The organism is Streptomyces sp. PsTaAH-124 (genome assembly GCF_000373685.1).
In the GTDB taxonomy this organism is placed as follows: Bacteria; Actinomycetota; Actinomycetes; order Streptomycetales; family Streptomycetaceae; genus Streptomyces; species Streptomyces andamanensis.
This window is the reverse complement of sequence record NZ_KB892158.1, coordinates 373,557-399,997: the sequence shown is the minus strand read 5'-3', so window position 1 is coordinate 399,997 and position 26,441 is coordinate 373,557. Positions and strand designations below refer to the sequence as shown.

At 71.1% G+C, this 26,441-nt stretch carries 20 protein-coding genes and 2 CRISPR repeat arrays (1 of these 22 only partly in view); of the genes, 15 read left to right on the top strand and 5 right to left on the bottom strand.

Annotation, left to right across the window (positions count from 1 at the left end):
* Positions 1 to 140 precede the first annotated feature (140 nt).
* Positions 141 to 647 carry a GNAT family N-acetyltransferase gene (locus B086_RS0104050; RefSeq protein WP_018565121.1) on the top strand — a complete coding sequence of 169 codons (507 nt, stop codon included), beginning with the start codon at positions 141 to 143 and terminating at the stop codon, positions 645 to 647.
* Between the two features lie 92 nt (positions 648 to 739).
* Here B086_RS0104050 and B086_RS43555 read toward each other — a convergent pair whose 3' ends face one another.
* Positions 740 to 916 (bottom strand): hypothetical protein, encoded by a 177-nt coding sequence (locus B086_RS43555; RefSeq protein WP_018565120.1) that lies wholly within the window; start codon positions 914 to 916, stop codon positions 740 to 742.
* A 256-nt stretch (positions 917 to 1,172) separates the two neighbouring features.
* Positions 1,173 to 3,005, bottom strand: a complete 1,833-nt coding sequence (locus tag B086_RS0104040) for a phosphoenolpyruvate carboxykinase (GTP) (RefSeq protein WP_018565119.1) — start codon at positions 3,003 to 3,005, stop codon at positions 1,173 to 1,175.
* Between the two features lie 298 nt (positions 3,006 to 3,303).
* On the opposite strand from B086_RS0104040, the gene trhA reads away from it, so the two are divergent.
* From trhA to B086_RS0104025, 3 genes are all read left to right on the top strand, one after another.
* Complete coding sequence (trhA, locus tag B086_RS0104035; RefSeq protein ID WP_026252082.1) at positions 3,304 to 4,017, top strand: PAQR family membrane homeostasis protein TrhA; 714 nt, start codon at positions 3,304 to 3,306, stop codon at positions 4,015 to 4,017.
* 140 nt (positions 4,018 to 4,157) lie between these two features.
* Complete coding sequence (locus B086_RS0104030) at positions 4,158 to 4,826, top strand: TetR/AcrR family transcriptional regulator (RefSeq protein ID WP_018565117.1); 669 nt, start codon at positions 4,158 to 4,160, stop codon at positions 4,824 to 4,826.
* A 59-nt stretch (positions 4,827 to 4,885) separates the two neighbouring features.
* The gene (locus B086_RS0104025) at positions 4,886 to 5,617 is read left to right on the top strand and encodes a Mut7-C RNAse domain-containing protein (RefSeq protein ID WP_018565116.1); all 732 of its coding nucleotides are present in this window, start codon (positions 4,886 to 4,888) and stop codon (positions 5,615 to 5,617) included.
* A gap of 75 nt (positions 5,618 to 5,692) precedes the next feature.
* On the opposite strand, the gene B086_RS0104020 is transcribed toward B086_RS0104025, so the two are convergent.
* Together B086_RS0104020 and B086_RS0104005 are read right to left on the bottom strand one after the other, a co-directional pair.
* Positions 5,693 to 7,723: a thioredoxin domain-containing protein gene (locus tag B086_RS0104020; RefSeq protein WP_026252081.1), complete on the bottom strand. Its 2,031-nt coding sequence runs from the start codon at positions 7,721 to 7,723 to the stop codon at positions 5,693 to 5,695.
* Between the two features lie 315 nt (positions 7,724 to 8,038).
* A CRISPR array of direct repeats spans positions 8,039 to 11,056; the repeat unit is 29 nt; unit sequence GTGGTCTCCGCGCGAGCGGAGGTGGTCCG.
* 479 nt (positions 11,057 to 11,535) lie between these two features.
* Positions 11,536 to 12,018, bottom strand: coding sequence for a hypothetical protein (locus B086_RS0104005; protein ID WP_018565112.1), 483 nt, complete (start codon positions 12,016 to 12,018; stop codon positions 11,536 to 11,538).
* 672 nt (positions 12,019 to 12,690) lie between these two features.
* Between B086_RS0104005 and B086_RS0104000 the strand changes: the two genes are divergently transcribed.
* From B086_RS0104000 to B086_RS0103990, 3 genes are read left to right on the top strand one after another with little or no spacing between them, the layout of a single operon-like run.
* Positions 12,691 to 12,951: a hypothetical protein gene (locus B086_RS0104000; RefSeq protein WP_018565111.1), complete on the top strand. Its 261-nt coding sequence runs from the start codon at positions 12,691 to 12,693 to the stop codon at positions 12,949 to 12,951.
* Complete coding sequence (locus B086_RS0103995; RefSeq protein WP_018565110.1) at positions 12,923 to 13,453, top strand: DUF6879 family protein; 531 nt, start codon at positions 12,923 to 12,925, stop codon at positions 13,451 to 13,453. The genes B086_RS0104000 and B086_RS0103995 overlap by 29 nt, the downstream gene beginning before the upstream one ends.
* 20 nt (positions 13,454 to 13,473) lie before the next feature.
* Positions 13,474 to 14,325, top strand: a complete 852-nt coding sequence (locus tag B086_RS0103990; protein ID WP_026252080.1) for a helix-turn-helix domain-containing protein — start codon at positions 13,474 to 13,476, stop codon at positions 14,323 to 14,325.
* 53 nt (positions 14,326 to 14,378) lie between these two features.
* Here the strand turns inward: B086_RS0103990 and B086_RS39070 are convergent, their stop codons facing one another.
* Positions 14,379 to 14,561, bottom strand: a complete 183-nt coding sequence (locus B086_RS39070; RefSeq protein WP_018565108.1) for a hypothetical protein — start codon at positions 14,559 to 14,561, stop codon at positions 14,379 to 14,381.
* Between the two features lie 1,423 nt (positions 14,562 to 15,984).
* Between B086_RS39070 and B086_RS0103975 the strand changes: the two genes are divergently transcribed.
* From B086_RS0103975 to cas2e, 8 genes are all read left to right on the top strand, one after another.
* Positions 15,985 to 18,906 carry a CRISPR-associated endonuclease Cas3'' gene (locus tag B086_RS0103975; RefSeq protein WP_018565106.1) on the top strand — a complete coding sequence of 974 codons (2,922 nt, stop codon included), beginning with the start codon at positions 15,985 to 15,987 and terminating at the stop codon, positions 18,904 to 18,906.
* Positions 18,903 to 20,789: a type I-E CRISPR-associated protein Cse1/CasA gene (gene casA / locus B086_RS0103970; RefSeq protein WP_267880880.1), complete on the top strand. Its 1,887-nt coding sequence runs from the start codon at positions 18,903 to 18,905 to the stop codon at positions 20,787 to 20,789. The genes B086_RS0103975 and casA overlap by 4 nt, the downstream gene beginning before the upstream one ends.
* A 42-nt stretch (positions 20,790 to 20,831) precedes the next feature.
* A complete protein-coding gene (gene casB / locus B086_RS41825) occupies positions 20,832 to 21,551 on the top strand; it encodes a type I-E CRISPR-associated protein Cse2/CasB (RefSeq protein WP_018565104.1) in 720 nt (239 codons plus the stop codon).
* A gap of 109 nt (positions 21,552 to 21,660) precedes the next feature.
* Complete coding sequence (cas7e, locus tag B086_RS0103960; protein WP_018565103.1) at positions 21,661 to 22,821, top strand: type I-E CRISPR-associated protein Cas7/Cse4/CasC; 1,161 nt, start codon at positions 21,661 to 21,663, stop codon at positions 22,819 to 22,821.
* Complete coding sequence (cas5e, locus tag B086_RS0103955; protein ID WP_018565102.1) at positions 22,818 to 23,648, top strand: type I-E CRISPR-associated protein Cas5/CasD; 831 nt, start codon at positions 22,818 to 22,820, stop codon at positions 23,646 to 23,648. The genes cas7e and cas5e overlap by 4 nt, the downstream gene beginning before the upstream one ends.
* The gene (locus B086_RS0103950) at positions 23,645 to 24,400 is read left to right on the top strand and encodes a type I-E CRISPR-associated protein Cas6/Cse3/CasE (protein WP_051115746.1); all 756 of its coding nucleotides are present in this window, start codon (positions 23,645 to 23,647) and stop codon (positions 24,398 to 24,400) included. Before cas5e ends, B086_RS0103950 begins: the two co-directional genes overlap by 4 nt.
* A gap of 85 nt (positions 24,401 to 24,485) precedes the next feature.
* Positions 24,486 to 25,550: a type I-E CRISPR-associated endonuclease Cas1e gene (gene cas1e, locus B086_RS0103945; RefSeq protein WP_018565100.1), complete on the top strand. Its 1,065-nt coding sequence runs from the start codon at positions 24,486 to 24,488 to the stop codon at positions 25,548 to 25,550.
* Between the two features lie 51 nt (positions 25,551 to 25,601).
* Positions 25,602 to 25,922 carry a type I-E CRISPR-associated endoribonuclease Cas2e gene (cas2e, locus tag B086_RS0103940; protein WP_026252078.1) on the top strand — a complete coding sequence of 107 codons (321 nt, stop codon included), beginning with the start codon at positions 25,602 to 25,604 and terminating at the stop codon, positions 25,920 to 25,922.
* Positions 25,923 to 26,384: 462 nt separating this feature from the next.
* Positions 26,385 to 26,441: a CRISPR direct-repeat array (repeat unit 29 nt; unit sequence GTGCTCTCCGCGCGAGCGGAGGTGGTCCG) (it continues 2,288 nt past the right edge of the window).

The following is a 26,441-nucleotide window of genomic DNA, read 5'->3' as shown; positions in this document are numbered from 1 at the left end:
GGCACACCCGGCCCTCCCCGCCCGAGGGCCCCGCACACGGCCCCGGTCCGCGCGCACCCGCAGCGACGCGCGGACCGGGCGCCACACACCCCGCGCGCCGCACGTCCGGCGGGACGGCCGCGCCTCGGCGGAGGAGAGCCGTGACCGTCCCCCGCGCCACCGTCCGGCCCGCCCGCCGCACCGACCTCCCCGAGGTCGCCGCCGTCTACGGGCACCACGCCCTGCACGGCGTCGCCACCTTCGACGAGGCGCCCCGCCCCCTGGCGGAGTGGGAACGCAAGTACGACGACCTCGTCGCGCGCGGTCTGCCGTTCCTCGTCACTGAGGAGGCGGGCCGTGTCACGGGCTTCGCCCACGCGGGTCCGTACCGGCCCAAGCCCGCGTACCGGTACACCGTGGAGGACTCCGTCTACCTCGCCCCGGACGCCACCGGCCGCGGCCTGGGCACCGCGCTGCTGGGCGCGCTGCTCGACGCCTGCGGGCACGCCGGTGCGCGGCGCGTGGTCGCGGTGATCACCGACCCCGGCGGCCAGGCGTCGGCCGCGCTGCACCGCCGCTTCGGCTTCACCGAGGCGGGCAGGCTCACCGCCGTCGGGTACAAGCACGGCCGCTGGCTGGACACACTGCTGTTCCAGCGGGAGCTGTGAGCCCCCGACCGGCCGGGCGGACGAGGACCGGCACGTGACCTCGCCGCCCTGCCCCGCCCGCTCGTGCTCCCCTCCCGGCCCCGCTCCCGCCCTCAGCCGAAGATCACCACGAAGAGCACGAACAGCACCAGGATCGCCAGGATCACCGTCCAGACCGGCCAGTTCCCGCGGCCCTGCGGCTCCTCCGGGCCGCCGCCGCGCGGGCGGTCCTCGTCCAGGTCGGGGTTGTCCGGACGGTCGTGCTTGTAGAAGTCGCCGTCTCCAGCCATGCCTGATCACGCTCCTTCGACGGGGGGGACCCCCGGGTACCCCGCAGCCCGCCCGGCCATACGGCGGGCTGAGCCGAACGGGTGAGCGCGCACGCACGGGAGGCCGGACCCGTACGCCGTTGTACGGGTCCGGCCTCCCGCCGGTCCGGCCGCGGCCGGCCGGAGCGACGGTGCAGGTCAGGGCAGGTCGCGGCCGGCCGCGGAACTCACGGGGACGGTCCCTCGCCGGCCGCCGGCCGACGCGGGGCCCGCCCGGTCAGCCCAGGCGCTCGACCAGCGCGCGGTACTGCTCCCACAGCTCCTCGGGCGTGTGGTCGCCGAAGGTGTTCAGATGCTCCGGGACCAGCGCGGCCTCCTCGCGCCACACGTCCTTGTCGACGGTGAGCAGGAACTTCAGGTCGGAGGCAGACAGGTCGAGCCCGTCGGTGTCCAGGGCGGCCTCGGTCGGCAGGATCCCGATCGGCGTCTCCACGCCCTCCGCCGTGCCCTCCAGGCGCTCCACGATCCACTTCAGCACCCGGCTGTTCTCGCCGAAGCCCGGCCAGACGAACCGGCCCTCGTCGTCCTTGCGGAACCAGTTGACGTAGTAGATCTTCGGCAGCAGGGACTGGTCCTTGTCCTTGGCGACGTCCACCCAGTGGCCCATGTAGTCGCCCATGTTGTAGCCGCAGAACGGCAGCATGGCGAACGGGTCGCGGCGCAGCTCACCGACCTTGCCCTCGGCCGCCGCGGTCTTCTCGGAGGCGACGTTGGCACCGAGGAAGACCCCGTGGTTCCAGTCGAAGGACTCGGTCACCAGCGGTACGGCGCTGGCGCGGCGCCCGCCGAAGAGGATCGCCGAGATCGGCACACCGCGCGGGTCCTCCCACTCCGGCGCGATGATCGGGCACTGGGCGGCGGGCGTGGTGAAGCGGGCGTTGGGATGCGCGGCCGGGGTGCCGGAGGCGGGCGTCCAGTCGTTGCCCTTCCAGTCGACCAGGTGGGCCGGGGTCTCCTCGGTCATGCCCTCCCACCACACGTCGTTGTCGTCGGTGAGGGCGACGTTGGTGAAGACCGAGTTGCCCCACAGCGTCTTCATCGCGTTGGCGTTGGTGTGCTCGCCGGTGCCGGGCGCGACACCGAAGAAGCCGGCCTCCGGGTTGATCGCGTACAGGCGGCCGTCCTCGCCGAACCGCATCCACGCGATGTCGTCGCCGATGGTCTCCACGCTCCAGCCGGAGACGGTGGGCTCCAGCATGGCGAGGTTGGTCTTGCCGCAGGCGCTGGGGAAGGCGGCGGCGACGTACTTGGCCTCGCCGGTGGGCGGGGTGAGCTTGAGGATCAGCATGTGCTCGGCGAGCCAGCCCTCGTCGCGGGCCATCACGGAGGCGATGCGCAGGGCGTAGCACTTCTTGCCGAGCAGCGCGTTGCCGCCGTAGCCGGAGCCGTAGGACCAGATCTCGCGGTCCTCGGGGAAGTGCGAGATGTACTTGGTGGAGTTGCACGGCCAGGGGACGTCCGCCCGGCCGGGCTCCAGCGGGGCGCCGAGGGTGTGCACGGCCTTGACGAAGAAGCCGTTGTCGCCGAGTTCGTCGAGGACCGGCTGTCCCATGCGGGTCATGGTGCGCATGGACACGGCGACGTAGGCGGAGTCGGTGATCTCGACGCCGATCGCGGACAGCGGCGAGCCCAGCGGGCCCATGCAGAACGGGACGACGTACATCGTCCGGCCCTTCATCGAGCCGCGGAAGATGCCGCCCTCGCCGCCCTCGCCCCGGAAGATCTCCCGCATCTCGGCGGGGGCCTTCCAGTGGTTGGTGGGACCGGCGTCCTCCTCCTTCTCGGAGCAGATGAACGTCCGGTCCTCGACGCGGGCCACGTCGGACGGGTCGGAGGCCGCGTAGTAGGAGTTGGGGCGCTTGATCGGGTCGAGCCTGCGGAACGTGCCCTTCTCGACGAGCTCCCCGCACAGGCGCTCGTACTCGGACTCGGATCCGTCACACCAGACGACCCGGTCCGGCTGTGTGAGTTCCGCGATCTCGTCGACCCACGAGATCAGGTCCTTGTGGTTGGTCGGGATGACGGGGGGAGCCGCGATGTCGCGCGCCACGATCGCTCCTAGATGAGGGATTTTCTGACGTGTCGCCCCGTGGGGGCTGCGGCCCGGATGCTTCGTAGCCGCTCATCCGGTGCCGACCGCACTCATTTGATCATCCGCCGCGGGTGCCCATCTGTCCAGAGGGCCGCACAAGTGAGCAGGGTGAGGAATCCCACGGTCACAGCGGTTTTTTGCGTCTGCATGGAGATCGGCTGAAAGAATTTTTGCGTTCACCCGGATTTCCGGTGATCACGCCACTCACCCTGTGCACTGACAGCCGACTTACGGTGACCTGGGTACCATGCCGCCCATGACTGCGTCCGCGTCCGACGCGCCCCTGGACACGCCGGCCGGTGGCCGCGGTCCTTCGGCGCTCTCTCTGCCGCACCCGATCAAGCCGAAGCTGCGCGGCTGGCTGCACCTCGGGATGTTCCCGGCCGTGCTCATAGCGGGCCTGGTGCTCACCGCGCTCGCCGACTCACCCCGGGGCCGCATCGCCTGCGGGATCTACGTCCTCACCGCCTGCCTGCTGTTCGGCGTGAGCGCCCTCTACCACCGGGGCAACTGGGGCCCGCGGATGGGCGGGCTGCTGCGCCGCCTCGACCACGCGAACATCTTCCTGATCATCGCGGGCACCTACACCCCGCTCACCCTGCTGCTCCTGCCCGGCGGCAAGGGCCAGTGGCTGCTGTGGGGCATCTGGGCCGCGGCGGCGGCCGGCATCGTCTTCCGCGTCTTCTGGGTCGGCGCCCCGCGCTGGCTCTACACCCCCTGCTACATCGCCATGGGCTGGGCCGCGGTCTTCTTCCTGCCCGACTTCATGCGCACCGGCGGCATCGCGGTCCTCGTCCTGGTGGTCGCCGGCGGCCTCCTCTACAGCGCGGGCGGCCTGGTCTACGGCATCAAGCGGCCGAACCCGTCCCCCCGCTGGTTCGGCTTCCACGAGGTCTTCCACTCCTTCACCCTGGCGGCGTTCGCGGTCCACTACGTGGGGATCTCGCTGGTGGCGTACCAGCACGCCTGATCCCCGCCCCCTCCCGTCCCCGGTCCCCCCAGGCCACGGCTCGCACGAGCCGTGGCCTTCTCGCGCGCCCTCGCCCGGCTTCGGCTTCCCGGCGGCCCCGGCCATGGCCGCCCGGGGAGCCGATGCCGGACAATGACCCCATGACGGCCGCACGTTCCCCCAAGCTCTCCCCGCCGCCCGCGCCGCCGAGGAGCCGGGGCGCCGCCACCGAGGGGCCCCGGCTCGGCCTGCGGGAGCGGAAGAAGATCAAGACCCGGGAGGCGATCCGCGCGGCGACATACGCGCTGGTCGGGGAGCAGGGGTACGACACCACGACGATCGAGCAGATCGCGGAGCGCGCCGAGGTGTCGCCGTCGACCGTCTTCCGGTACTTCCCCACCAAGGAGGACATCGTCCTCACCGACGAGCACGACCCGTTCCTGGCCGCGGAGCTGCGTGCCCGGCCCGCCGACGAGCCGTGGCCGGAGTCGGTGCGGGCCGTGCTGCGCCGGGCCATAGCGGTGGGGGTGGACGGCGACCCGGAGGTGTCGCGGCTGCGCACCCGTCTGATGGCGGAGGTGCCCGCGGTGCGCTCGCGGATGACGGAGAGCATGTCGGTCACGAGCCGCCTGCTGTGCGACGCCCTGGCCGAGCGCACCGGCCGGGACGCCGGGAGCCTGGAGGTAAGGGCCTGGTCCATGTCCCTCATCGGCGCGCTGCTGGAGACCCTCCTGTACTGGGCCGAGAACGGCCACCGCGACGACCTCGCGGACCTCGTCGACCGAACCCTGGACGTGCTGGAGCATGGCCCGGGCACGGCGAGGGGCTGAGGCGCGCCGCCCCGGAAAACGGCTGCGGCGCGGTGTGCCGCCCGTGCCATCCTGACGCGATGAACGGTCCCGAGATCCACGTCGAGTTCGCCCCCGGCCTGCACCTGTTCGTCCCCCAGGCCAGGCGCCGGGGCGCCACCCCGGTCGTCACCGACGGAGTCTCCACGCTCGGCCATGTCGTGGAGTCCCTGGGCGTCCCGCTGACCGAGGTCGGCGCGCTGGTCGTGGACGGCCGCGAGGTACCGGTCTCCCACGTCCCGCGGGCCGCCGAGACGGTACGGGTGGGGGCCGTCGACCGCCCCCAGCGGGTGCCCGGCGCCCCGCTGCGCTTCCTCCTCGACGTGCATCTGGGCACGCTGGCCCGCCGGTTGCGCCTGCTCGGCGTCGACACGGCGTACGAGTCGACGGACATCGGCGATCCGGCGCTCGCCGCCCGGTCCGCGGCCGAGAAGCGGGTGCTGCTCAGCCGCGACCGCGGTCTGCTGCGCCGCCGCGAGCTGTGGGCGGGCGCCTTCGTCTACAGCACCCGCCCCGACGACCAGCTCCACGACGTCCTGGACCGCTTCCGCCCCGCCCTGTCCCCCTGGACCCGCTGCACCGCCTGCAACGGCCTGCTGCGCGAGGCCGCCAAGGACGAGGTCGCCGACCGGCTGGAACACGGCACCCGGCGCACCTACGACGTCTTCGCCCAGTGCCCCGACTGTGGACGCGCGTACTGGAAGGGCGCCCACCACGACCAGCTGGAGGCGATCGTGGAGAGGGCCCTGGCCCTGCACCCGCAGGACGGCTGACCCCCTCCCCCGCCTTCGGGCACCGCCTGGCACCGGGCGTCACCGCCCGTCACCGGGGGTGCCGCACCGGGGTGTTCAGCCGCCGAGCGCGGCGCGCAGGCGTTCGGGGTCGGTGGTCGGGGCGTCGCAGGTGAAGTCGCGGCAGACGTAGGCGGTCGCCCCGCCGTCCACCAGCGGGCGGTCGGCGAGCAGCGGGAACTCGTCGCCGCCGGGCGTGCCGCAGGCGACGACGGCGCCGGGCGCGGTGGCCAGGAGAGCCGTACGGTGCAGGGTGCGGGTCCTCTCGTCGGTGAGGGACGGCCCGACGACGGCGACCTCGCGCGGCCCGTCGAGCAGCGCCTCGGCGACGGCCAGCCCCCAGCCGATGAAGCGCGGCACTCGCGGGCCGAGCGCCGTGACCACGCCCAACGCCCGCTCGGCGGCGGTGCGGTGGGGTGCGGAGCCGGTGTGCGCGGCGTAGCCGAGCAACGCGCCCGCCGCGGCGGTCCAGCCGGAGGGGGCGGCGTTGTCGGTGGGGTCCTGCGGGCGGCGGATCAGCTGTTCGGCATCGACGGCGGTGTCGTGGAGGGCGCCGGTGTCCGGGTCGGTGAACCGGGTCAGCACATGGTCGAGGAGCAGCCCGGCGAAGTCGAGCCAGACGCCCTCGCAGGTGACCGAGGCGAGCGCGAGGAAACCCTCGGCGACATCGGCGTAGTCCTCCAGCACCCCGGCGTTCGCCCCGGCCCGCCCGTTCCTGCTGGTGCGCGCCAGGCCCGCGTGCTCGTCCATGTGCAGCCGTACGAGCAGGTCGGCGGCGCCGAGTGCGGCCTCGACCAGGTCGGGGCGGTCGAAGTAGGCGCCGGTCTCGGCGAGGGCGGCGACGGCGAGGCCGTTCCAGGCGGCGACGACCTTGTCGTCCCGGCCGGGCGCGGGCCGCTCGGCGCGCGCCGCCAGCAGCCGGCGGCGGATGCCGTCGATACGGGCCGCGTCGTGGACGCCCTCGCTCAGCGGGAGCTGGAGGACGGAGGCGCCCTCCTCGAAGGTGCCCTCCTCGGTGACACCGAAGTACTGCGCGGCCAGTTCGGCGTCCTCGGCGCCGAGCACCTCGCGCAACTGCTCGGGCGTCCACACGTAGTAGGCGCCCTCGACGTGCCGCCCGGTGCCGTCGTCGCTGTCGGCGTCCAGCGCGGAGGCGAACCCGCCCTGCTCGGTGCGGAGTTCGCGGACCATGAAGTCGGCGGTCTCCAGGGCGATCCGGCGGGCCTGCTCGGAGCCGGTGGCGCGCCACAGATGGGCGTAGACGCGGCACAGCAGGGCGTTGTCGTACAGCATCTTCTCGAAGTGCGGCACCACCCAGTCGCGGTCCACCGAGTAGCGGGCGAAGCCGCCGCCGAGCTGGTCGTAGAGGCCGCCGCGGGCCATCCGCTCGCAGGTGTCCCGGGCCATCTGGAGGGCGCCCTCGGAGCCGGTGCGGGCGTGGTGGCGCAGCAGGAACTCGATCACCATGGACGGCGGGAACTTGGGCGCCCCGCCGAAGCCGCCGCGCTGCGGGTCGTACTCCCGGGTCAGCGCGAGCAGCGCCTGCCCCAGCTCCTCACCGCCCGGCGCCCCCGCACCACCGTGCTCGAACTCCCGCTGCGCCAGATCCCGCACGATCTTCCCGGCCACCTCGGTGACCTCGTCCCGCCGCGTCTCCCACGCCTGCTGCACCCCTTGCAGCACCTGCCGGAAGGACGGCATGCCGTGCCGGGGCTCGGGCGGGAAGTACGTACCGAAGTAGAACGGCTCGGCCTCCGGCGTCAGAAACACCGTCATCGGCCACCCGCCCTGCCCGGTGGCCGCCTGCACCGCCTCCATGTACACGGCATCGACGTCGGGCCGCTCCTCCCGGTCCACCTTGACACTGACGAAGTGCTCGTTGAGGTAGTCGGCGGTGTCCTGGTCCTCGAAGGACTCGTGGGCCATGACGTGGCACCAGTGGCACGCCGAATACCCGACGCTGAGCAACACAGGCACACCCCGCCGCCGCGCCTCCTCGAACGCCTCCGGCGTCCAGGGCCACCAGTCGACCGGATTGTCAGCGTGCTGAAGCAGATAGGGCGAGGTCACACCAGCCAGCCGGTTCATGCGGCCAGCCTCTCACGCCGCCCGGCCGTGACGACTGAGCCCGCGATCCCATCCTTGCGCCCGACGGGCTTCCGCTCCCGTACCGCGCCGGTCGCCCTGCTGGAACCTGCAACGAGTCAATCGCCCTGCTCAGCGCTCAGCCAAGCAGAACGACCGGTCAGCGTGCACTGACGGGCCACGCTGCCGAGCCACTCCTATGCTCTGAAAGCAAGTGCCGTCTACAGTGCATGCCATGCCTGCCATCCACCTGCCACCGAGCAGCACTCCCGGCAAAGAACCAGCAAAGCCCCTCTGACACTGCACGTCAGAAAGGGGGTGGTCTCCGCGCGAGCGGAGGTGGTCCGGCGTCCCTCGACGCGCAGGTCGTCGTCGACGCGTGGTCTCCGCGCGAGCGGAGGTGGTCCGCCAGCACACCGAACGCACGGGGGCCCCATGAGGTGGTCTCCGCGCGAGCGGAGGTGGTCCGGTGCAGCTCAAGGAGCGGAGGAACAGCCCGCAGTGGTCTCCGCGCGAGCGGAGGTGGTCCGCTGGTCTTTGAGGAGGGCGCGGCGTTCCTCGAGTGGTCTCCGCGCGAGCGGAGGTGGTCCGCCTGTGCGCGCGACTGTCATCCTCCACCCCAGGTGGTCTCCGCGCGAGCGGAGGTGGTCCGAGACAGCATGCCTGCGACCGCCGCCCATGAGTGTGGTCTCCGCGCGAGCGGAGGTGGTCCGCCCATCAGACGCGCCCTCCGTCCGACCAGCCGGTGGTCTCCGCGCGAGCGGAGGTGGTCCGCTCTACGCCACCGGCAAGGGCACCGGCCAGAAGTGGTCTCCGCGCGAGCGGAGGTGGTCCGGGGTGTCAGGCGCGCCGCATGGCCTCCATGCGGTGGTCTCCGCGCGAGCGGAGGTAGTCCGCCAGCACACCGAACGCACGGGGGCCCCATGAGGTGGTCTCCGCGCGAGCGGAGGTGGTCCGTCCCAGGCATCCCGGGGCTTCAGGAAGGCTGGGTGGTCTCCGCGCGAGCGGAGGTGGTCCGCCGTCGAGCAGGCACGGGCCCGCCCCGCGACGGTGGTCTCCGCGCGAGCGGAGGTGGTCCGTCCCAGGCATCCCGGGGCTTCAGGAAGGCTGGGTGGTCTCCGCGCGAGCGGAGGTGGTCCGCCGTCGAGCAGGCACGGGCCCGCCCCGCGACGGTGGTCTCCGCGCGAGCGGAGGTGGTCCGCCTTTGACCTGCTCCTCTGTGGACACCCGGAGGTGGTCTCCGCGCGAGCGGAGGTGGTCCGGAGATCCGCTCCCCCGACTTCGGTCGGGAGGAGTGGTCTCCGCGCGAGCGGAGGTGGTCCGTCGTCGACGCAGGACAGGATGAGCGGGGCTTCGTGGTCTCCGCGCGAGCGGAGGTGGTCCGGTGAGACCCGCCTGATTCATCAGGTAGACGTCGTGGTCTCCGCGCGAGCGGAGGTGGTCCGACCACGGTGGAGACCGTCCGCGCTCACTGGGGGTGGTCTCCGCGCGAGCGGAGGTGGTCCGCTGCGACACGCCCTGTCCGGGCCGATCTCGACGTGGTCTCCGCGCGAGCGGAGGTGGTCCGATGTGCACGGGCAGCCCGGCGCAGGTGCGGCGGTGGTCTCCGCGCGAGCGGAGGTGGTCCGGTGTCGGACGAGGCCCTGTACCGCAAGATGGGGTGGTCTCCGCGCGAGCGGAGGTGGTCCGCCGCCGTCCACCCGCACCGGACACAGCCCGATGTGGTCTCCGCGCGAGCGGAGGTGGTCCGCGGCGGTGCGGGGGGACAGCTCGACGGTGATCGTGGTCTCCGCGCGAGCGGAGGTGGTCCGGCGACGAGGCTCTACGAGGACGGCACCCCGGTGTGGTCTCCGCGCGAGCGGAGGTAGTCCGCCAGCGAGCGCGAGGGAACATCGCAGGCGGGCGTGGTCTCCGCGCGAGCGGAGGTGGTCCGCCGCCGGCGACCACGACCTTGACGGGTGCGGGGTGGTCTCCGCGCGAGCGGAGGTGGTCCGCGGATCCGCAGGTTGGTGGTGCGCGCGCTCGCGTGGTCTCCGCGCGAGCGGAGGTGGTCCGTTCAGCCTGCGAATCCCCATCCAGGTGCGACGGTGGTCTCCGCGCGAGCGGAGGTGGTCCGCGCGAACAGCGTCTCCACGTGCCCTTGCCGGGGTGGTCTCCGCGCGAGCGGAGGTGGTCCGCTTGCGGCCTGGACCCGCCCGGCGAGCTCGGGGTGGTCTCCGCGCGAGCGGAGGTGGTCCGTCCGAGCGTCTGTTCGTCGCCCGGCTCTGGGTGTGGTCTCCGCGCGAGCGGAGGTGGTCCGCAGGACCCGAGCGACGCCTACGCCTACCTGCGGTGGTCTCCGCGCGAGCGGAGGTGGTCCGACGCCGAGCCCGGTGGAGTCCGCGGCGGCCTGGTGGTCTCCGCGCGAGCGGAGGTGGTCCGCCTGCGCGCGGCCATGGGGAAGTGAGCATGGCGTGGTCTCCGCGCGAGCGGAGGTGGTCCGCGTTCTCCCGCGCGCTCACCTTCGCCGGAGCCGTGGTCTCCGCGCGAGCGGAGGTGGTCCGTGGCTGAGCGCAGAGTACGCGTACCCCGGATCGTGGTCTCCGCGCGAGCGGAGGTGGTCCGCTGCAGATCCTCGGGGACTTCCACGTTCAGGGGTGGTCTCCGCGCGAGCGGAGGTGGTCCGGTGCTGGGACTGATCCGGCTGAGGCGCTGGGCGTGGTCTCCGCGCGAGCGGAAATGGTCCGCCGATCGTGGCGATCGTGCTGCGGCTGGCGAGGTGGTCTCCGCGCGAGCGGAGGTGGTCCGACCAACGGATACCTGGCCGACCTCTGGGTCGAGTGGTCCCCGCGCGAGCGGAGGTGGTCCGGCTCGGGTGGTGGTGCCGCAGTCGATGCTGGAGTGGTCTCCGCGCGAGCGGAGGTGGTCCGTGGTCGGCTTCGTCCGAGCCCGGCGCGATGCGGTGGTCTCCGCGCGAGCGGAGGTGGTCCGATCCTTGGCGTTCCAGCCCGAGGAGGCCGAGCGTGGTCTCCGCGCGAGCGGAGGTGGTCCGGCGGGCGTGCTGCCGGGGATGAGGCGCTGGATGTGGTCTCCGCGCGAGCGGAGGTGGTCCGCGACCACAACCACGTCGGCCCGCCCGAGGTGAGTGGTCTCCGCGCGAGCGGAGGTGGTCCGCGGCGTGCCGTGCGAGAAACTGCGGGTGCAGAGTGGTCTCCGCGCGAGCGGAGGTGGTCCGGAGGACCTGCGCGCCGCGAAGGCCGGCACCCAGTGGTCTCCGCGCGAGCGGAGGTGGTCCGGCGATGGACGCCGCCCGCCGGGCCGGGGTCGCGTGGTCTCCGCGCGAGCGGAGGTGGTCCGGTCCGTGAGTCCGTCCGGTCTGGTATCTACCTCGATCCGAAGCGGGGCGAGATCACCCTCGCCGCCTGGTGGACGGAGTGGTGGCCCGGTCGCGAACCGGCCCGCCCGACCACCCGACACCGCAAGCTGTCCCTGTGGACCGCGCACATCGAACCGAAGTGGGGCCGACGCAAGCTCGCCTCGAGGCCGACCGGGCAAACCCGGCCCTGCGGACCTTGTTGCGCATCGCGCGGGCCATCGGGGTCCCTCTGCACGAGTTGGTGGGGTAAGCGGCCCGCCCCCGACGTGGGTGGCAGGGGCGGGCCGCGGTCTCACTTGCCGGTCACGGCCGGTGGGGAATCACGAAGCCCCGCACGGGCTTCGGCTCTTGCGGGTTGCGGGAGTCCGGTTGCTGCGCGCGCTTCCACGCCGCGACCAGGTCCGCGTACCGTGGGTCAATCCACTCGGACGACATGGCCACCTCCTGAGTCCAGTTCAGGCTAGGGCCACTCGGGCTTGGGCATCGGCCGAATGGTGCACTCGGGGGCATGCTGGCACTTCGCGGCCACCGAGACGAGGGTCTCGTTGGACGGCGGTCCCCACAGCTCCGGGTCCGGTTCCCACCCGAACTCTGTGATCTTCTCGCGGGTGCGGTCGAGGATCGGGGGGTCGTAGTTCGTCGGGTCGTAGCCCGGGTAGTGGTGGACCAACTGGCCGCCGAGCGCGTCGCACAGCTCGGCGTACATCACGGTGTGCAGGATCAGGGCATGCCAGCCCTCGTCCACGATCCGAGACGGGGCCAGGCCCGTGCCGGGGTTCTTCGCGCAGGCCGCCACGAACTTCAGGGCCTCGTCGACGATGCGGCCGGCCATCTCCTCGGACATGTCCGGGTTGGCATCCATGACGGTGCCGCGGCAGCTGGCGAACTGGGTGCCGGTGATGAGCATGCGGGGCAGCGCCGGTACGGTCTCGGGCGGGTCCATCGGCCCGGGAGGTATCGTCACAGTGATCTCCTTCGCGCTTGATGCGGATGGGGATGGCGCCCCGCCCGTGCCGGGGTTCTTCGCGGGATTCACCGGCCGGGCGGGAGTCTTCAGAGCTGCTGCCAGCGGCCATCTCGGGACAGGCGATAGAGGTCGCGGCCCGTTCGGGCAGATGTCCGCGGCGACGCGGCGGCCGGTGTTGCAGAGCGAGGCGTGAGCGAAGAGCGCGAGGTATGCCTTCTCTCTCGCGCAGGCGGCGGCAGCCGCGGGGAACCAGCGCGTGACCCCGCCGCCACGGAGCTTGCGCGGGCCGAGGCCGACGGCCTTCCGCGCGGACAGCCCGATGCCGCACCACACGCAGGTGATGCCATGGGTCTGGTAGTTGGACAGCTCGGTGAGCGGCGGGAGCGGCGGGATGCTGACGGCTGTTCTGGGGGCGGGAGAGCGGTACCTTGCTGCACGTCACGTCGACTCCTTCGCAGTCGGCCGCGCCTCGGGAGGCTCGCCGCCTCGCCGGGGCTTTGTCGTGCCACTCGAAGCTAGGAGTGCGCCCCTCGTCACGGCCAGCGATGTGCATGCATGTGCACGCGTCTTATCAAGGGGCTTGACCAGCTACTGGCTCGGGACGACGGTGATGTACATCTCTGAACACCGAGAGCAGTGGAGGCGGCAGTGCACCTACAGTTCATCGGGGTCGATCCGAACACGGGGGACGGCGAGAGCCCAACCGTGTGGGTCGATCAGGACGCGAAAGAACTCGTTCTCCAAGGGTGGAAGCCGAGCCCGCAGCTTCGTGCCCAGTGCGCGGCGTTCGAAGTGCCGGGCCACGCGGTGGGGATCCCGGACCACGAGGCAGTGATCCGTATTCCTGCCCGGATGGTGCCGATGATCAGGGAGGCGTGCGATGCCGTCGAACGTGCCGACGTGGGCTGATCTCCTCGGCTCGGCCACACGGACCGCCGTCCATCTGGAGATGCGCGACTCCTACGCCGTCGACTACGAGAAGGGCCCGTTCGCCGACTGGCGAGCCGGATTCCGCCACGACCCGGCGGACCGCGCCTCCTGGTGGCGGCCGTGGCTCGACCTCATCCAGGAGACCGTGGGCCGGGGCGTCGTCGTACGCCGGGCCCGGATCGTGTCCGAGCCGGTCAGTGAGTACACCCGCTTCCTGTACGACGGCACCTTCACCAACATCGCTGCGGGCGAACAGGTGCGCTGGCTTCCCCGCCGCTACGCCTCCGGCATCCCGTTGCCGGGCAACGACTTCTGGCTGATCGACGGCCGCCTCATCCGCTGGAACCACTTCACTGGCGAGGGCGCCTCGGCAGGAGGGGAGATCAGTGAGGACCCGGCCGCCGTGAAGTTGTGCGCCGACGCCTTCGAAGGGGCGTGGACGCGCGCCATCCCGCACCACCAGTACACGATCAGCCAGTAAGGCCAGGCCGGCTCATGCCCATGTCCCCGTCCCCGTCCTCGTCGGCGCAGGCCGCTCGCGAAGCCGTCGCGCAGCGCCTGAAGGAGCTTCGCGCTGACGCCGGGATCACAGGGGCTGAGCTGGCCTCTCGCTGCGGCTGGTCCCACCCCAAGACATACCGGATCGAGGGCGCCCGCACCCCGCCCTCGGCCGACGACATCCGCCGCTGGTGCGAAGCGTGCGGCGCCGGAGAACAGGCCGACGACATCATCGCTCGATCCCGCACGGCCGAGTCGATGTACACCGAGTGGCGGCGGAAGTCCCGCACCGGGCTGAAGCAGCTACAGAACAGCTACGTCCCGCTGTTCAAGGCGACCAGGCTGTTCCGGATCTACTCGCCCACCATGGTTCCTGGATTGCTCCAGACCGAGGGCTACGCGCGCGGGCTCATGTCCACGATCACCCGCTTCCGCGGCATCCCTGACGACGTCGCCGACGCAGTCGCCGCCCGCCTGGAAAGGTCACGGATCATCCACGAACCCGGCCGCCGGTTCTCCATGGTCATCGAAGAACCGGTGCTGCACTACCAACTCGGCAACCAGGACGCGATGGCCGCTCAGCTCGGGTACCTGCTCACCGCAGGCGCCCTGCCGCAGGTATCGCTGGGCATCATCCCGAGCTCAACTCCTACACGCCCCGTGTGGCCCCAGGAACTGTTCCACATGTACGACGACACGCTCGTCTCCGTCGAGCTGCTCGCCGCCCGAGTCCAGATCACTCAGCCCTCGGAGATCGCCCTGTACGCCAGGGCGTTCGAGGAACTGCGCGGCCTGGCCGTGTACGGAGCAGCGGCGCGGGGCCTGATCGTGAAGGCCATCGAAGCCCTGCACTGACTTCCCAGGAACGACGAAGCGGCCCCGCCCTTGAAGGAGAGCAGGGCCGCGGATCACGACTGCCAGGGTGTCAGGTCCAGTTCGACCGGTGGCTCGGGCGCCGGCCCGACCGGAGTGTCCGGGCCCACGCGGCGCGCCCACCGGCGCAGATCCAAGTAGGCGCGCGTCAACGGCTTCCGCTTCCGCTGGGTGCGTTCCTCCTTCACCTCCCGGTCGAGGCGCTCGGTGATCGCCATGAAGTCGCTACGCCTGTTGGTAGCCCGGTTCTGGAGTGCTCTCCGCGCGAGCGGAGGTGGTCCGGCGAGCGCGAGGGCGTAGGAGCCGCGGAACCCGTGGTCTCCACGCGAGCGGAGGTGGTCCGGCGTCGTCGCTGCGCGCTGCGGAGCCGGGCAGATCATCACCCCGACCGGCGACAGCCACGGTCTCGTCCTGCTGCTGACGGTGACGCCGCTGCACGACTGGGGGCGGGTGTGGACCACGCGGGCGTCACCTCCCTGGCCTGCGCAGCCACCCCGGGAACGGCAGTGACCGGTGCAGGTAACGGTCGTTGGACGCGTTGTCACCCAAGTGGTGCTACCCAGGGAGTCTTGCACGTCCATGGCCGCTATCTGCCCCAACTGCCACAAGCCGGAAGTCGTCACGTACATCGTCAATGACGAGGGCATTCACCCGTCACCGTGCCTGGAGTGCAGGGCCAGCACCATCACCTCTGGCCCGTACGCGTCCCTGACCGGGGCGACGTCCTGCGGCACCGGCGGGTGCGCCGGATCTGTACGTGATGAGTACTCGTACGACCAGCAGGGTCGTCTGCGCTCCTTGGTCAGGACGCAGTGCCCGCGCTGCGGGACGCTCAAGACGAATGCGAGTAGCGATGCCACAGGTCCGAGAGAACATTTCATGCCCGACCCCCGGATGCGGCGGGTCCTGAGCCACCATCTGGGAAACTGACGAGAACGGCAACAAGCTGTACGTGAGCGCCAACGAGCCGTGCGGCTCGTGCGGCCAGTGATCTGCGCCTACTGCGACCGGCCGATGCGGCCCGGCCAGCCGTACGGCACACTCCGCCCCGAGATCGGGTCCGGTGTGGCCGGCCCCGCCGACCGGAACATCGGAGCGTGCCGGCCCGCCGCACCGCAACAGACCGCCTCGTGGTCCACCGTCGACAGTCAGTGACTAACTCATGCCCCCGTGGTCTCCGCGCGAGCGGAGGAAAGCCAAGACGGGCAGGTTCGTTGAGGACGACGGCCCGAACGGGGCCCGCTCCGGCGCACGAACCCGGCACCGCCCCTGCGGACGAGGTCGACAGCGACGCTGAACACGCATGAGAGCCGAGCCCGACGCCCAGCGAACGGTATCCCACTGCGACGAAGCCTTCAGTTGCTCCCTGCCTGGCCTCTTCCATCCCCTCGCCTCCTCTCTCCCCACCCACCCGGGAAGGGGAGCCGCATCGTGGCGGCCCAGGCGCGCCCGAGTGCCCCGCGTCACCACGTGCGCAGGACTGTCAGCCGCCTCCACCCGCGCGGAGACCACCTCCTCACCTGCGGATATGTAGCTTCTCCGCCGTCTCATCGGGCAGTCCGCCGTCGCGCACCGGGCCCTGTTGTCAGTGGCTCGTGCTGGAGTGAGAGGAGTGGACGTCGGCGACAGTGCGGGAGGGCCGTGGTGGTTGACAGCCGGTTGTGGGGCAAGGCCAAGGGTCTGAGGCGGCCCTACCCGTTGATGGGGCATCTGGTGGATACGGCCCTGATTGCCGGGGTGTTGTGGGACGAGGTGCTGGAGGCGGGGCAGCGCGAGCGGATCGCGACGGCGCTGCGTCTGGAGGTGCGAGATGCCCGGCCGGTGGTGATGCTCTGGGCAGGTCTCCACGACATCGGAAAGATCTTGCCCGCTTTCCAGGACGCGGCGCGTGACGAACATCCGGGACACTGCGGCTTTCTCGGCGAGCCGCGCTACACGCACGACCGGAGCAGGGACAGTCAGGTCGGTCGGGTCGGCCACGAACACGCCACGGCCAAGGCGGTTCCGGGACTGCTCGGCGGGCTCGGCTATCCCGAGGACGGCATGGCCGAGTACCAGCTGCGTTGCCAGGTGGGGCAGATCCTCGGCGGGCACCACGGACGCTACCCCCTCGGGATCGAGGAGGACGAGCTGGAGCTGGCCGACGGCGGCATGGTGGAGCTGGGCAGTGGCGCCTGGGCCCGGGAAAGGCGTGAACACGTCGCGCTCTTGCGGGAACTGCTGGGAAAGCCGCCTGTCCCCCAGGTCGAGGCGGTTCCGGTGGCGAGTGCCGTGGTGATCGCGGGGCTCGTGATCGTCGCCGACTGGCTGGCCAGCCAGGAACACGTGGTGGAGGAGCGGCTGACCGCTTGGTTCAACCGTCCGGAGCCGGGCACGCCCGGAGCCGTACGGGCCCATGCCACCGAGATGAGCGCGCTCGCGCCCGGGATCGTCGCGGACGCCGGGCTGGGCCGCGCCGTCTTCCGGACCCATGACTTCGCTGAGCAGTTCCCGGAGATCACGGATCCGCATCCATTGCAGCGCAGCGTCGAGCAGGGGCTGCGGAACAAGGTCTCAGGGCCGGGGATCCTGCTGGTGACGGCACCCACGGGGGAGGGGAAGACCGAGGTCGCGCTGCACGCCGCGACGGTGATGGGGGACGCGGTCGGGGGCAGCGGCGTGTTCTTCGCCCTGCCGACCCAGGCCACGGCGAACCAGATGTACGAGCGCGTAAGCGATTTCGCGCTGCGGAATCTCACGGACAGCGCACAGGTCACGCTCACTCACAGGGACGCCGACCTCCACGAGCGCTATCAACCGGCCGACGGGAGCAGCGGGACGAAGGGAGCGGACGCCCCGGAGTCGCGTGTCCTGTCGCACGACGCCGACCACTCGGCCGCCTCCGGAGGTGACGGTGTATCGGTGGAGGCGAGCCGCTGGCTGCGGCAGCGGTGGCGTGGCCTGCTCGCGCCGATCTCCGTCGGCACGATCGATCAGGCCCTCATGGGCGTACTGCCCTTGCGGTACAACGCGTTGCGGCACCTGGGGCTGGCCGGCAAGACGGTCGTGGTCGACGAGGCGCACTCCTACGACGCCTTCACCCACGCGTTGCTGCTCCGTCTGCTGAACTGGCTCGGCGCGATGGGCGTACCGGTCATTTTGCTGTCCGCGACTCTGACCGGTGAGACGGCGCGTGGTCTCGTCCGCGCGTATCTGACGGGCGCCGGCATCGGCAGTGGGGCCGGGCTGCCGACGCCGGGTTACCCGGGATGGCTCTACGCGGACGGGCGCACCGGCGCGGTCATCACGCCGTCGACGCCGGTCGGCACAGTGCGCTCCCGCGCGCTCGACATCACCGTCCGGCGGGTGACACACACCTATGACCCGTCCGTTCCCGACGGCCGACTGAGCGTTGTGTTCGAGGAGTTGGAGCAGGTCGCGCGAGCAGGCGGATGTGCCGCCGTCATCTGTACGACGGTCGGCGAGGCCCAGGACACGTACACAGCCCTGCGCGCACACCTCACGGGAATCCACGGTCCGGGGTACACCGGCTGGGACGACCGGGCGAGCGGTACGGGCGAAACGCCGGGCGAGGGCACACTGCTGCGCCTGCTGCACTCCCGCTTCCCGGCCTACCGCCGTGCTGAGCTGACCGCCGAGGCGGAATCCTGGTTCGGCCGCGGCGACAAGAAGGAGACCCGGAGGCCACCGCTCCCACGCGGCGCGATCCTCGTCGCCACACAGGTGATCGAACAGTCACTCGATCTCGACTTCGACCTCGTCCTCTCCGATCTGGCGCCCATGGCCCAACTGCTCCAGCGCGCCGGCCGCGTCTGGCGGCACTCCGCGACCCCGCGTCCCGCGTGGGCCGTCGGCCCCCGCCTCGTCGTCCTGGCTTCTCCGGCGCAGGGGACGACGAAGGCGCCGAGGAGCTGGGGCGATGTCTACTCGGACTCGCTCTTGCAGCGCACCGAGGAGCCGCTGGCCGCGCGGCAGGGGACAACGGTCGCGATTCCCGGAGATGTCCAAGCTCTCGTGGACGGTGTCTACAAAGCGGAGTTCTGTTCACAAGACCCGGAGGAACTCCTCAAGCGTGACATCGACCGGCTGGGCGACGACATGGCACGCCAGGGGCTCGCGAACCTGGTCATGATCCCTCCGCCCGCTGCGGCCGACCTGCACGGCCTGACCAACAGCGAGGCGGACGCCGACCTCATCGCCACCCGCCTCGGCGCGGACACGGTTCAGCTCCTGCCGGTCTACCAGGACGCGGACGACCACCGCTGGCTGGACGAGGCCCGCACGATTCCGTTGCCCGCGCGCGGCAGCGGACGAGACGGCCGCTTCACCCGTGCCGAGGTCCGCACCCTCCTCAACCTCGTCGTGCCCTACCGCCACGGCGCATGGCGTGCGGCATGCACAGCCGAACACCGTCCCCCGGCAGCCTGGCGGAAGGAACCACGGCTGGCCCGCCTCGTACTCCTCCCCCACCGCGTGACGTCCCAGGGCGTCCGCGGATCCAGCTTCGGGGACCTCGACCTCAGGGTGGACCACGCCCTCGGTCTCCGGGCGGAGAAGGGGTGACGGGATCCTCAGTTCTTCGCACGCCACGTAGCGTCTTCACGTACTCTGCTGATGGCTGGTCAGGAGACCCTGTTCCTGACCAGCCGTCCCCGCTTGCCCGGGACCACCCCCGCCTGCGCGGGGAGAAGGCCGACTCCTCGACGGAACGCCACGGAGCGTCGGTCCACCTCCGCCTTCGCGGAGCGCCTTCACCGTACGTCACACCGAGTGCTTCGGCTCCCGTCACCTCTCTCCGAGGAGGCCACGTCACCTTGTCCGATCCGCCCGACCCCCGTTTCGACATCTGTACCCGCCCCTGGATTCCCGTTCGCGCCGATGACCGCATCAGCGTGGTGGGACTGCGTGAACTGCTCCTCCGTTCGCATGACTTCACCGCACTGGCACTCCCCCTGCCCCCGGCGGCCGCCGGGCTGATGCGGATGCTGTACGCCCTCGCGGCCCGCATCGTCGGGCTCGACACCTGTGACGACGCGAAGGCGTGGAACAAGAAGCGCTACGCCCTGTTGTCCCGTCCGGTCGGATTCCCCGCCGAGGCGGTCGACAGCTACCTCGACTCCCACCGCTCACGTCTGTTTCTCTTCGATCCGCGACGCCCGTTTCTGCAAGATCCACGCCTGGCGGAAGAGTCGCCGTCGCGTTCGGGTGTGAACAAGCTGGTCATGGCGCGGCCGTCCGGGAACAACCCCGTCTTCCTCGGCCATTTCACGGACGACGCCCCTGTCCCGCTGCCGCCGGAGGAGGCACTGCACCACCTGATCGCACAGCTGTACTACGGCCCGTCCGGCCAGTGCACTCCTCGTACGGTCGACGGTAAGCGGTACGGCAATGTCATGGGCGGCCCGTTGCGGCGAACGATCTCGTTCCACCCGCAGGGCCGAACGCTCTACGAGTCGTTGTTGCTGGGCATCCCGAAACCCGCGCACTGGCCCCAGGCCGAGAGCGGAGCCGGTACAGACGGCTGTCCGTGGGAGCGGGAGGAACTCCTCGACCCGCTCGCCCCTCCGCGGCCCGCGGCCGGACCGCTGTCCATGCTGACGGAACGGCACCAGCACGCGATCCTCTTGACCCCGGACGAGCAGGGCACGGCGGTCACCGATGCCACCATCACCTGGGCACTGCGCGAGAAGCGTCCGGACACAGGGAAAGAGCCGTACCTGATCTGGGACGAGACCAAGGACGGCACCGTCCGCCCCCGGGACGCGAGCGCGGAACGCGCCCTCTGGCGCGACCTCGACGCGCTCATCCTCCTGCACCGTACCGAGCCGCCCGGCCGCAGGCCACCGGTGATCGACGGGCTCACCGGCGGCCTGCCGGCCGCGGTCCGCAGGGCACTGCACATCACCGCCTACGGCTTCGACCAGGACGGGCAGACCCGCGACCGCAGCTACTTCTCCGCCACCACCCCTCCCGTCCTCCACAAACTCCTCTCGCCCCCGCCTGCGGATCCCGTCGACCCGGCGAACGGTGACTCTGGCCCGGTGAACGACGTCACCGCCCTGGCGAACGAGGTCAAGGACGCGCGCGTCGCGGCCGAGAAGGCCGCTTCCCGGCTGCGTTACGCGCTCCACCTGGCCTGGCGGGCCTACACCAGCCCCTTCACGGCCGACCGGGCAGGCGGCGGCAGGGCCCCGGAGAAGGGGGAGGGCCCCTGGCCCGGCGAGGCACTCGCCCACTACTGGCCCGCAGCCGAGCAGCACTTCTGGGGGGCCCTGCACACCGACGCCTTCCTTCACCCTCAGCAGGAGTTCGGCCGCCTGGCTCTCGACGCGTACGACGAGGTGACGCGGACTGTCGCCGCCACCCCACGTGGCGCCAAAGCCCGCGAGGAGGCCCGAGGGCTCGTGCGCAGCCTGCTCAAGCCGCCCCCGCCCCCTTCGGCATGACCGATCCGCCCGACCGACGACCCCTGAGGACACGGTGCTCCCATGACCGCCCCAGATGACACCCGTATCACTGGCGAACCCGCGGAGACCCCGCCGCAGCGCGCCGAATCCCTCCGGTCCCACGACCTCTTCGTGACGCGTGTGATCGCCGTGTGCCGTAATGCCGGCGAACAGCAGGCTCTCCGTCGCGCCCTGGGCAAACCCGTGAACGAAGTCCCCGCACGCACTCACGCCGTCCTGCTCAAATCGCGGCAGACCGAGGACGACGGACCCGACCTCCCGCTCGTCCCGTACGAGGCGGGAGACAAGCGCCCGTTCTACGCGGTCGCCGCCCTGATCGCGGCTCGGCCGCGCGCCCAGCGGGTGGACACCGGCACACCGCGCGACGACGAGGAGGAGGGCCACTCCGCCCCGGCAGCAGACAAGGGACCCGGCGCGAACCGCTTCCGTCCGACCGGTACCAATCTCGGCGAGAGCCTCGCTTTGGCCGTCACCCGCCGCGATGACGCCATCAAGGAAAAGGGGGCGGAGAACAGACTTCACCTGATGGTCCGCCAGGACATCGAGGGTCTGCATCGCATGCTGCCGTCCGTTGTCCGTCTCGTGAGCGGCGCGGGCGTGCACGTCGACTACGCCCGCCTCCTCAGAGACCTGCGCGCCTGGCCCACGTACCGCGACGATGTCGTCACCCGCTGGCTGGAGAGCTACTACCGCACTCTGGGCGCCGAACGCGAGAAGGCGAAGGCCGTCACGGACCGCTGAACCGTCACCCGCACCGCTGAACCGTCGTGCCGCTCAGCCGAAACTCCCTCCGGTACAACCGCCGCCCCGGCACACCGACCGCTCCATCGCCCACGAAGGAACTCCGCTCATGAACACCTCGATCAACCGCGCCCGCTTCCTGGACGTTCACATCCTCCAGACCCTGCCCTACAGCAACGTGAATCGTGACGATCTCGGTTCGCCGAAGACCGTCACCTTCGGCGGGACGACTCGAACGCGCGTCTCCAGCCAGGCGTGGAAGCGTCCGACCCGCAAGGCAGTGGAGGAGTTGATCGGCGAGAAGGCCCTGCGTACGCGCAGGCTGCCGATGCAGGTGTCCACGCTCTTGAACGAGGAGCGCGGATGGCCCGCGGAACTCGCGCAGTTCGCCGGGGCACAGGTGGTGATCTCCACCGCCAGCAAGCTCGCACTCGACAAGGAGCGGGACAAGGCCGACCAGGCCACCGCTTCGCTCCTCTTCCTCCCCGAGGACGCCGTCGGCCGGCTCGCCGACATCGCCGAGCAGCACCGCGCCGCGCTGGAGAAGGCCCTCGGCACGAAGTCCGCCGCCGGCAAGCCGGTCCTGCCCAAGGACGAGGTGCACGAGGTGCTGCGCTCGCGCAACGGGTCGATCGCCCTGTTCGGTAGGATGCTCGCCGAGATTCCCGGCGCCGGGGTCGACGGCGCCGTACAGGTCGCTCACGCCTTCACCACCCACAGCACCTCGGTCCAAGGCGACTTCTTCACCGCGGTCGACGACGTCGACCAGTGGGCCCAGGACGCCGGTAGCGCACACATGAACACCGCCGAATTCAGCAGCGGCGTCTTCTACCGCTACGCCACCATCGACCTGCGCGACCTCGCCTCCACCGTGACCGACCCGGCCACCGCCCGCGAGCTGACCACGGCGTTCGTCTCGTCGTTCATCAGCTCCATGCCGAGTGCGAAGAAGACCTCGACGGCCCCCCACACCATCCCCGACCTCGTCCACGTGAGCGTGCGCGCCGACCGGCCCGTCTCCTACGCCGCCGCGTTCGAGAAGCCCGTCTCCCCCGGCGAGGGCGGCTGGGCGGGACCCTCGCGCTCCGCACTCTCGGCGTACGCGCAGAAGGTCGACGTGCTCCTGGGCAGCGACGCCCTCGTGCACCGCGCCTACGCCGGCATCGACCCCGCCGCCCTCGACGGACTCGGGGACCGCGCGGAATCCTTCCCGGGCCTGGTGGCCAGCGCGGTCGAAGCGGCCTGGAAGACCGAGGCCGTCGCCGCATGACCGGCTTCCTGCTCCAGCTCGGCGGGCCGTTGCAGTCCTGGGGTGAGCACAGCGACTTCACTGACCGTGACACCGCCGCGCACCCCACCCGTTCCGGTCTCATCGGTCTCCTCGCCTCCGCCTTGGGCATCACCCGTGACCAGGCCCGCGACGGGGCGGGCCCCGGCGCCGCCGGAGTCCCCTTCGCCGATCTCGCCCGTCTCCGCTTCACCCTTCGCGTGGACCGGCCGGGGACCCGGCTGCGCGACTTCCACACGGTCGGTGGCGGATTCCCGCGCCACCGCACCGTCCCCACGGCCTCGGGTGCCCGTCGCCAGGCGGGGTCGGCCACCGTCGTGACCAATCGCCACTACCTGGCCGACGCCGTCTTCACCGTCGCCGTCACAGCCGAGGGCCCTGGCCACGCGGAGCTGCTCGCCGACTGCGGCTCGGCCCTGCGCCGCCCGCACTGGCCACCCCACATGGGCCGACGCTCCTGCCCGCCCGGTGCCGTGTTCGTGCTGCGAACCGACGTCGACGACCCGCTGACGGAACTCTTCGCCCGCGTGCCCCTGGCACGTCCCGCGTCGGACGCGCCCCCGCACGTGCACTACACCTCCGACACCCCCTTTCCGCCCCAAGGGGACGAGGCCACGGGCCCGCAGGCGGTCGTCACCGTCCTCAACGACGACCCCGTACGCCTCACCGCGCACGACCGCCGGTACCGGCAGCGCACCGCCTACGCGACGGTCCGCCCCTTCACAGGACCCTGCGGCGGATACGGCACCGACTACCTGGCCGCCCTCGACACCTATCTGAACGGCCCGAGCACCGGGGGGACTCCATGACAGCCACGCCCATTCCCGCGCCCCGAACCGCGTACGCCGAGGAGGCGGTGCCGCAGGCATGGCTCACCCGCCTGGTTCTTAACCCCGCCCATCGCCAGGTCCACAGGGACCTGGGCAACACCGCCGCCCTCCACCGGCGTGTGATGTCGCTGCTCCCGGACGGCCTCGGCGACAGCCCCCGTGCCACCGCCGGAGTCCTCTTCCGCCTCGACACCGCCCATATGGGGCCGCCCGTCCTGCTCGTCCAGACCCGCGTCGCCGTCGACACCGGCCGTCTGCCCAACGGCTACGCCGAGACGCAGACCCGCGACATGACGCCCATGCTCACCGCACTGCGTCCTGGACTGCCCGTCCGCTACCGCTTCCTCGGCAACGCCGTCCGTCGATGCGGTCGCACCAGCACCGCCGGCTCCTGGAAACAGGCCATCCCGCTGAGCGGCGAGGACGCCGCCCGATGGTGGGCCGATCGCGCGTCGGCCTCCGGCCTGGCCTTGCGCAGCCTCCTGCCGAGCACCAGCGACCCCATGACCGCCTACCACGCGCCGGCCTCTCGGCGGGGCGGAAGGGGAGCGGGGACCTCACCCAGGCAGGACAAGGACATCCGGGTTCCCTACGCGGCCACCCTCTACGAAGGTGTGGCCGTGGTCCGCGACCCCGTCAAGCTCCGCGTCGCTCTGCTGGCCGGAATCGGCCGGGGAAAGTCCTACGGCTGCGGGCTGCTCAGCCTCGCCCCCGCCCGCCTCGACGGCTGAACCGGCTCGCGGGAACCTACGACACACCACGGCAGCCCCGGACCGTACGCGGCCGGTTGCCGTCCCTCTCAGGAGTAACCGCGCCATGCCCTCCCCGCACGACAAGAAGTCCGCCCGCCGCCGGATCGCCGCGCCCACGCTCGCCATGCTGCCGCGGGTGGGTGATTCCCTCTCGTTCCTCTACGCCGACGTCGTGCGCATCGTCCAGGACGACACCGGCGTCTGCGCCGAGACCACCACCGCCGACAACGAGACCACGCGCGTCTACATCCCCACCTCGGCGCTCTCCTGCGTCCTGCTCGGGCCCGGCACCTCCATCACCCAGCCGGCGCTGGCCACGTTCGCCCGCCACGGCACCACCGTCGTGTGCGTCGGGTCCGGTGGAGTGCGCTGCTATTCCTCCACGGTCCCGCCCGCTCTCACCACCCGGTGGCTGGAACAGCAGGTTCAGCACTGGAGTGACCCCGTCCTGCGTCTCGACGTGGCCCGTCGCATGTACACCATGCGCTTCAAGGTCCCGGTCCCCGCGGCCACCACGCTCCAGCAACTCCGCGGACTGGAGGGGCAGCGGATGAAGGCCCTCTACAAACTCCTCGCCCAGCAACATCGCATCGGCCGCTTCCGCCGCAGCTACGACCCGGACTCCTGGGACACCCAGGACCCCGTGAACCTGGCGCTCTCCTCAGCCAATACCTGCCTCTACGGCATCGTGCACGCCGCCCTCACCGCCCTCGGCTGCTCCCCGGCCCTCGGCTACGTCCACCAGGGAACGCAACTCGCCTTCGTCTACGACATCGCCGACCTGTACAAGGCCGAGCTGACCGTCCCTCTCGCCTTCTCCCTGCACGACCGTCACGACCCCGAGGCCGCCGCCCGCCGAAGCTTCCGTGAACAGCTGCGCCTGTACAGGCTCCTGCCCCGCATCGTCGCCGACGTCCAGAGCCTCCTCGCCCCGGACGAGGCCGAGCCGCTTCCCGACGGGCACAGCGTCCGCATGGTCAACCTCTGGGACCCACGTGCCGGTTCGGTCGCGGCCGGCGTCAACTACGCACGTGACGCCGCCGGATCGCTGGCTGCGGACGACAAGCCCCTGCCAGACCTCTCCGGCCCGGCAGCCCCTCCTGGTGAACAGGACCCCGATCCGCTCTGACCGGACTCCTCCTCATCAACGAACCCCGGCTTTGTTCACCAGGGAGAGCCCTTGCCGATCATGACCGTCCTCGCCACCACTGCCGTTCCTGATCACGTCCGCGGAGCACTCACACGCTGGATGATCGAACCGACTCCCGGCCTCTACGTCGGAACCCTCTCCGCCCGCGTTCGCGAGGAACTCTGGTCCGTCGTCACGGCATCCATCGGCACCGGCGCCGCTGTCCTCCTCCACCCTTCCCCGACCGAACAAGGGTTCACTCTTCACACCGCAGGTGAACGCCGCCGGATTCCCCAGGACTTCGACGGCCTCACCCTCGTCGCCTTCCGCCCTGACGACGACGGAGACGAGGCGGTGGCGGATCCCTTCTGAATCCGACACCGGCGGCCACCCACCGCGTCGCGCCGCGCGGGATTCCTGTCGCCGACGGTGTTGTACCGCGCTCTTCCGAGCCATTGCGGCGGCAGGATCGAACCCAACCCATGCCCCTTGCCCTGCCCGCCTCATGCCGCACCACGACACCGAGAACACCCTCGCGATCCGGCGATTCTCCGCCCCTCGCACATCACGAGGCACAAACTCACCCGGTTCGTGCACCTCACCTCACAACAAGCCCACCCGGCAGCGCAACGGGATGAACTGTCCGGCACTCAGTCACGCGGTGCGATCGGTCAGCTTGCTCCTGCATTGACGAGGACAAGCTGACCAGCCACTCCTGTCCCCTGAAAGCCGGCGCCGACTACAGTGCATGCCATGCCTGCCACTCACTTGCCACCGAGCACCACCCCCGGCAAAGAAACAGCAAAGCCCTTCTGATACTGCAGGTCAGGAAGGGTGCTCTCCGCGCGAGCGGAGGTGGTCCGACCTGCGCGAGCGGCGAGGTGTCCCACA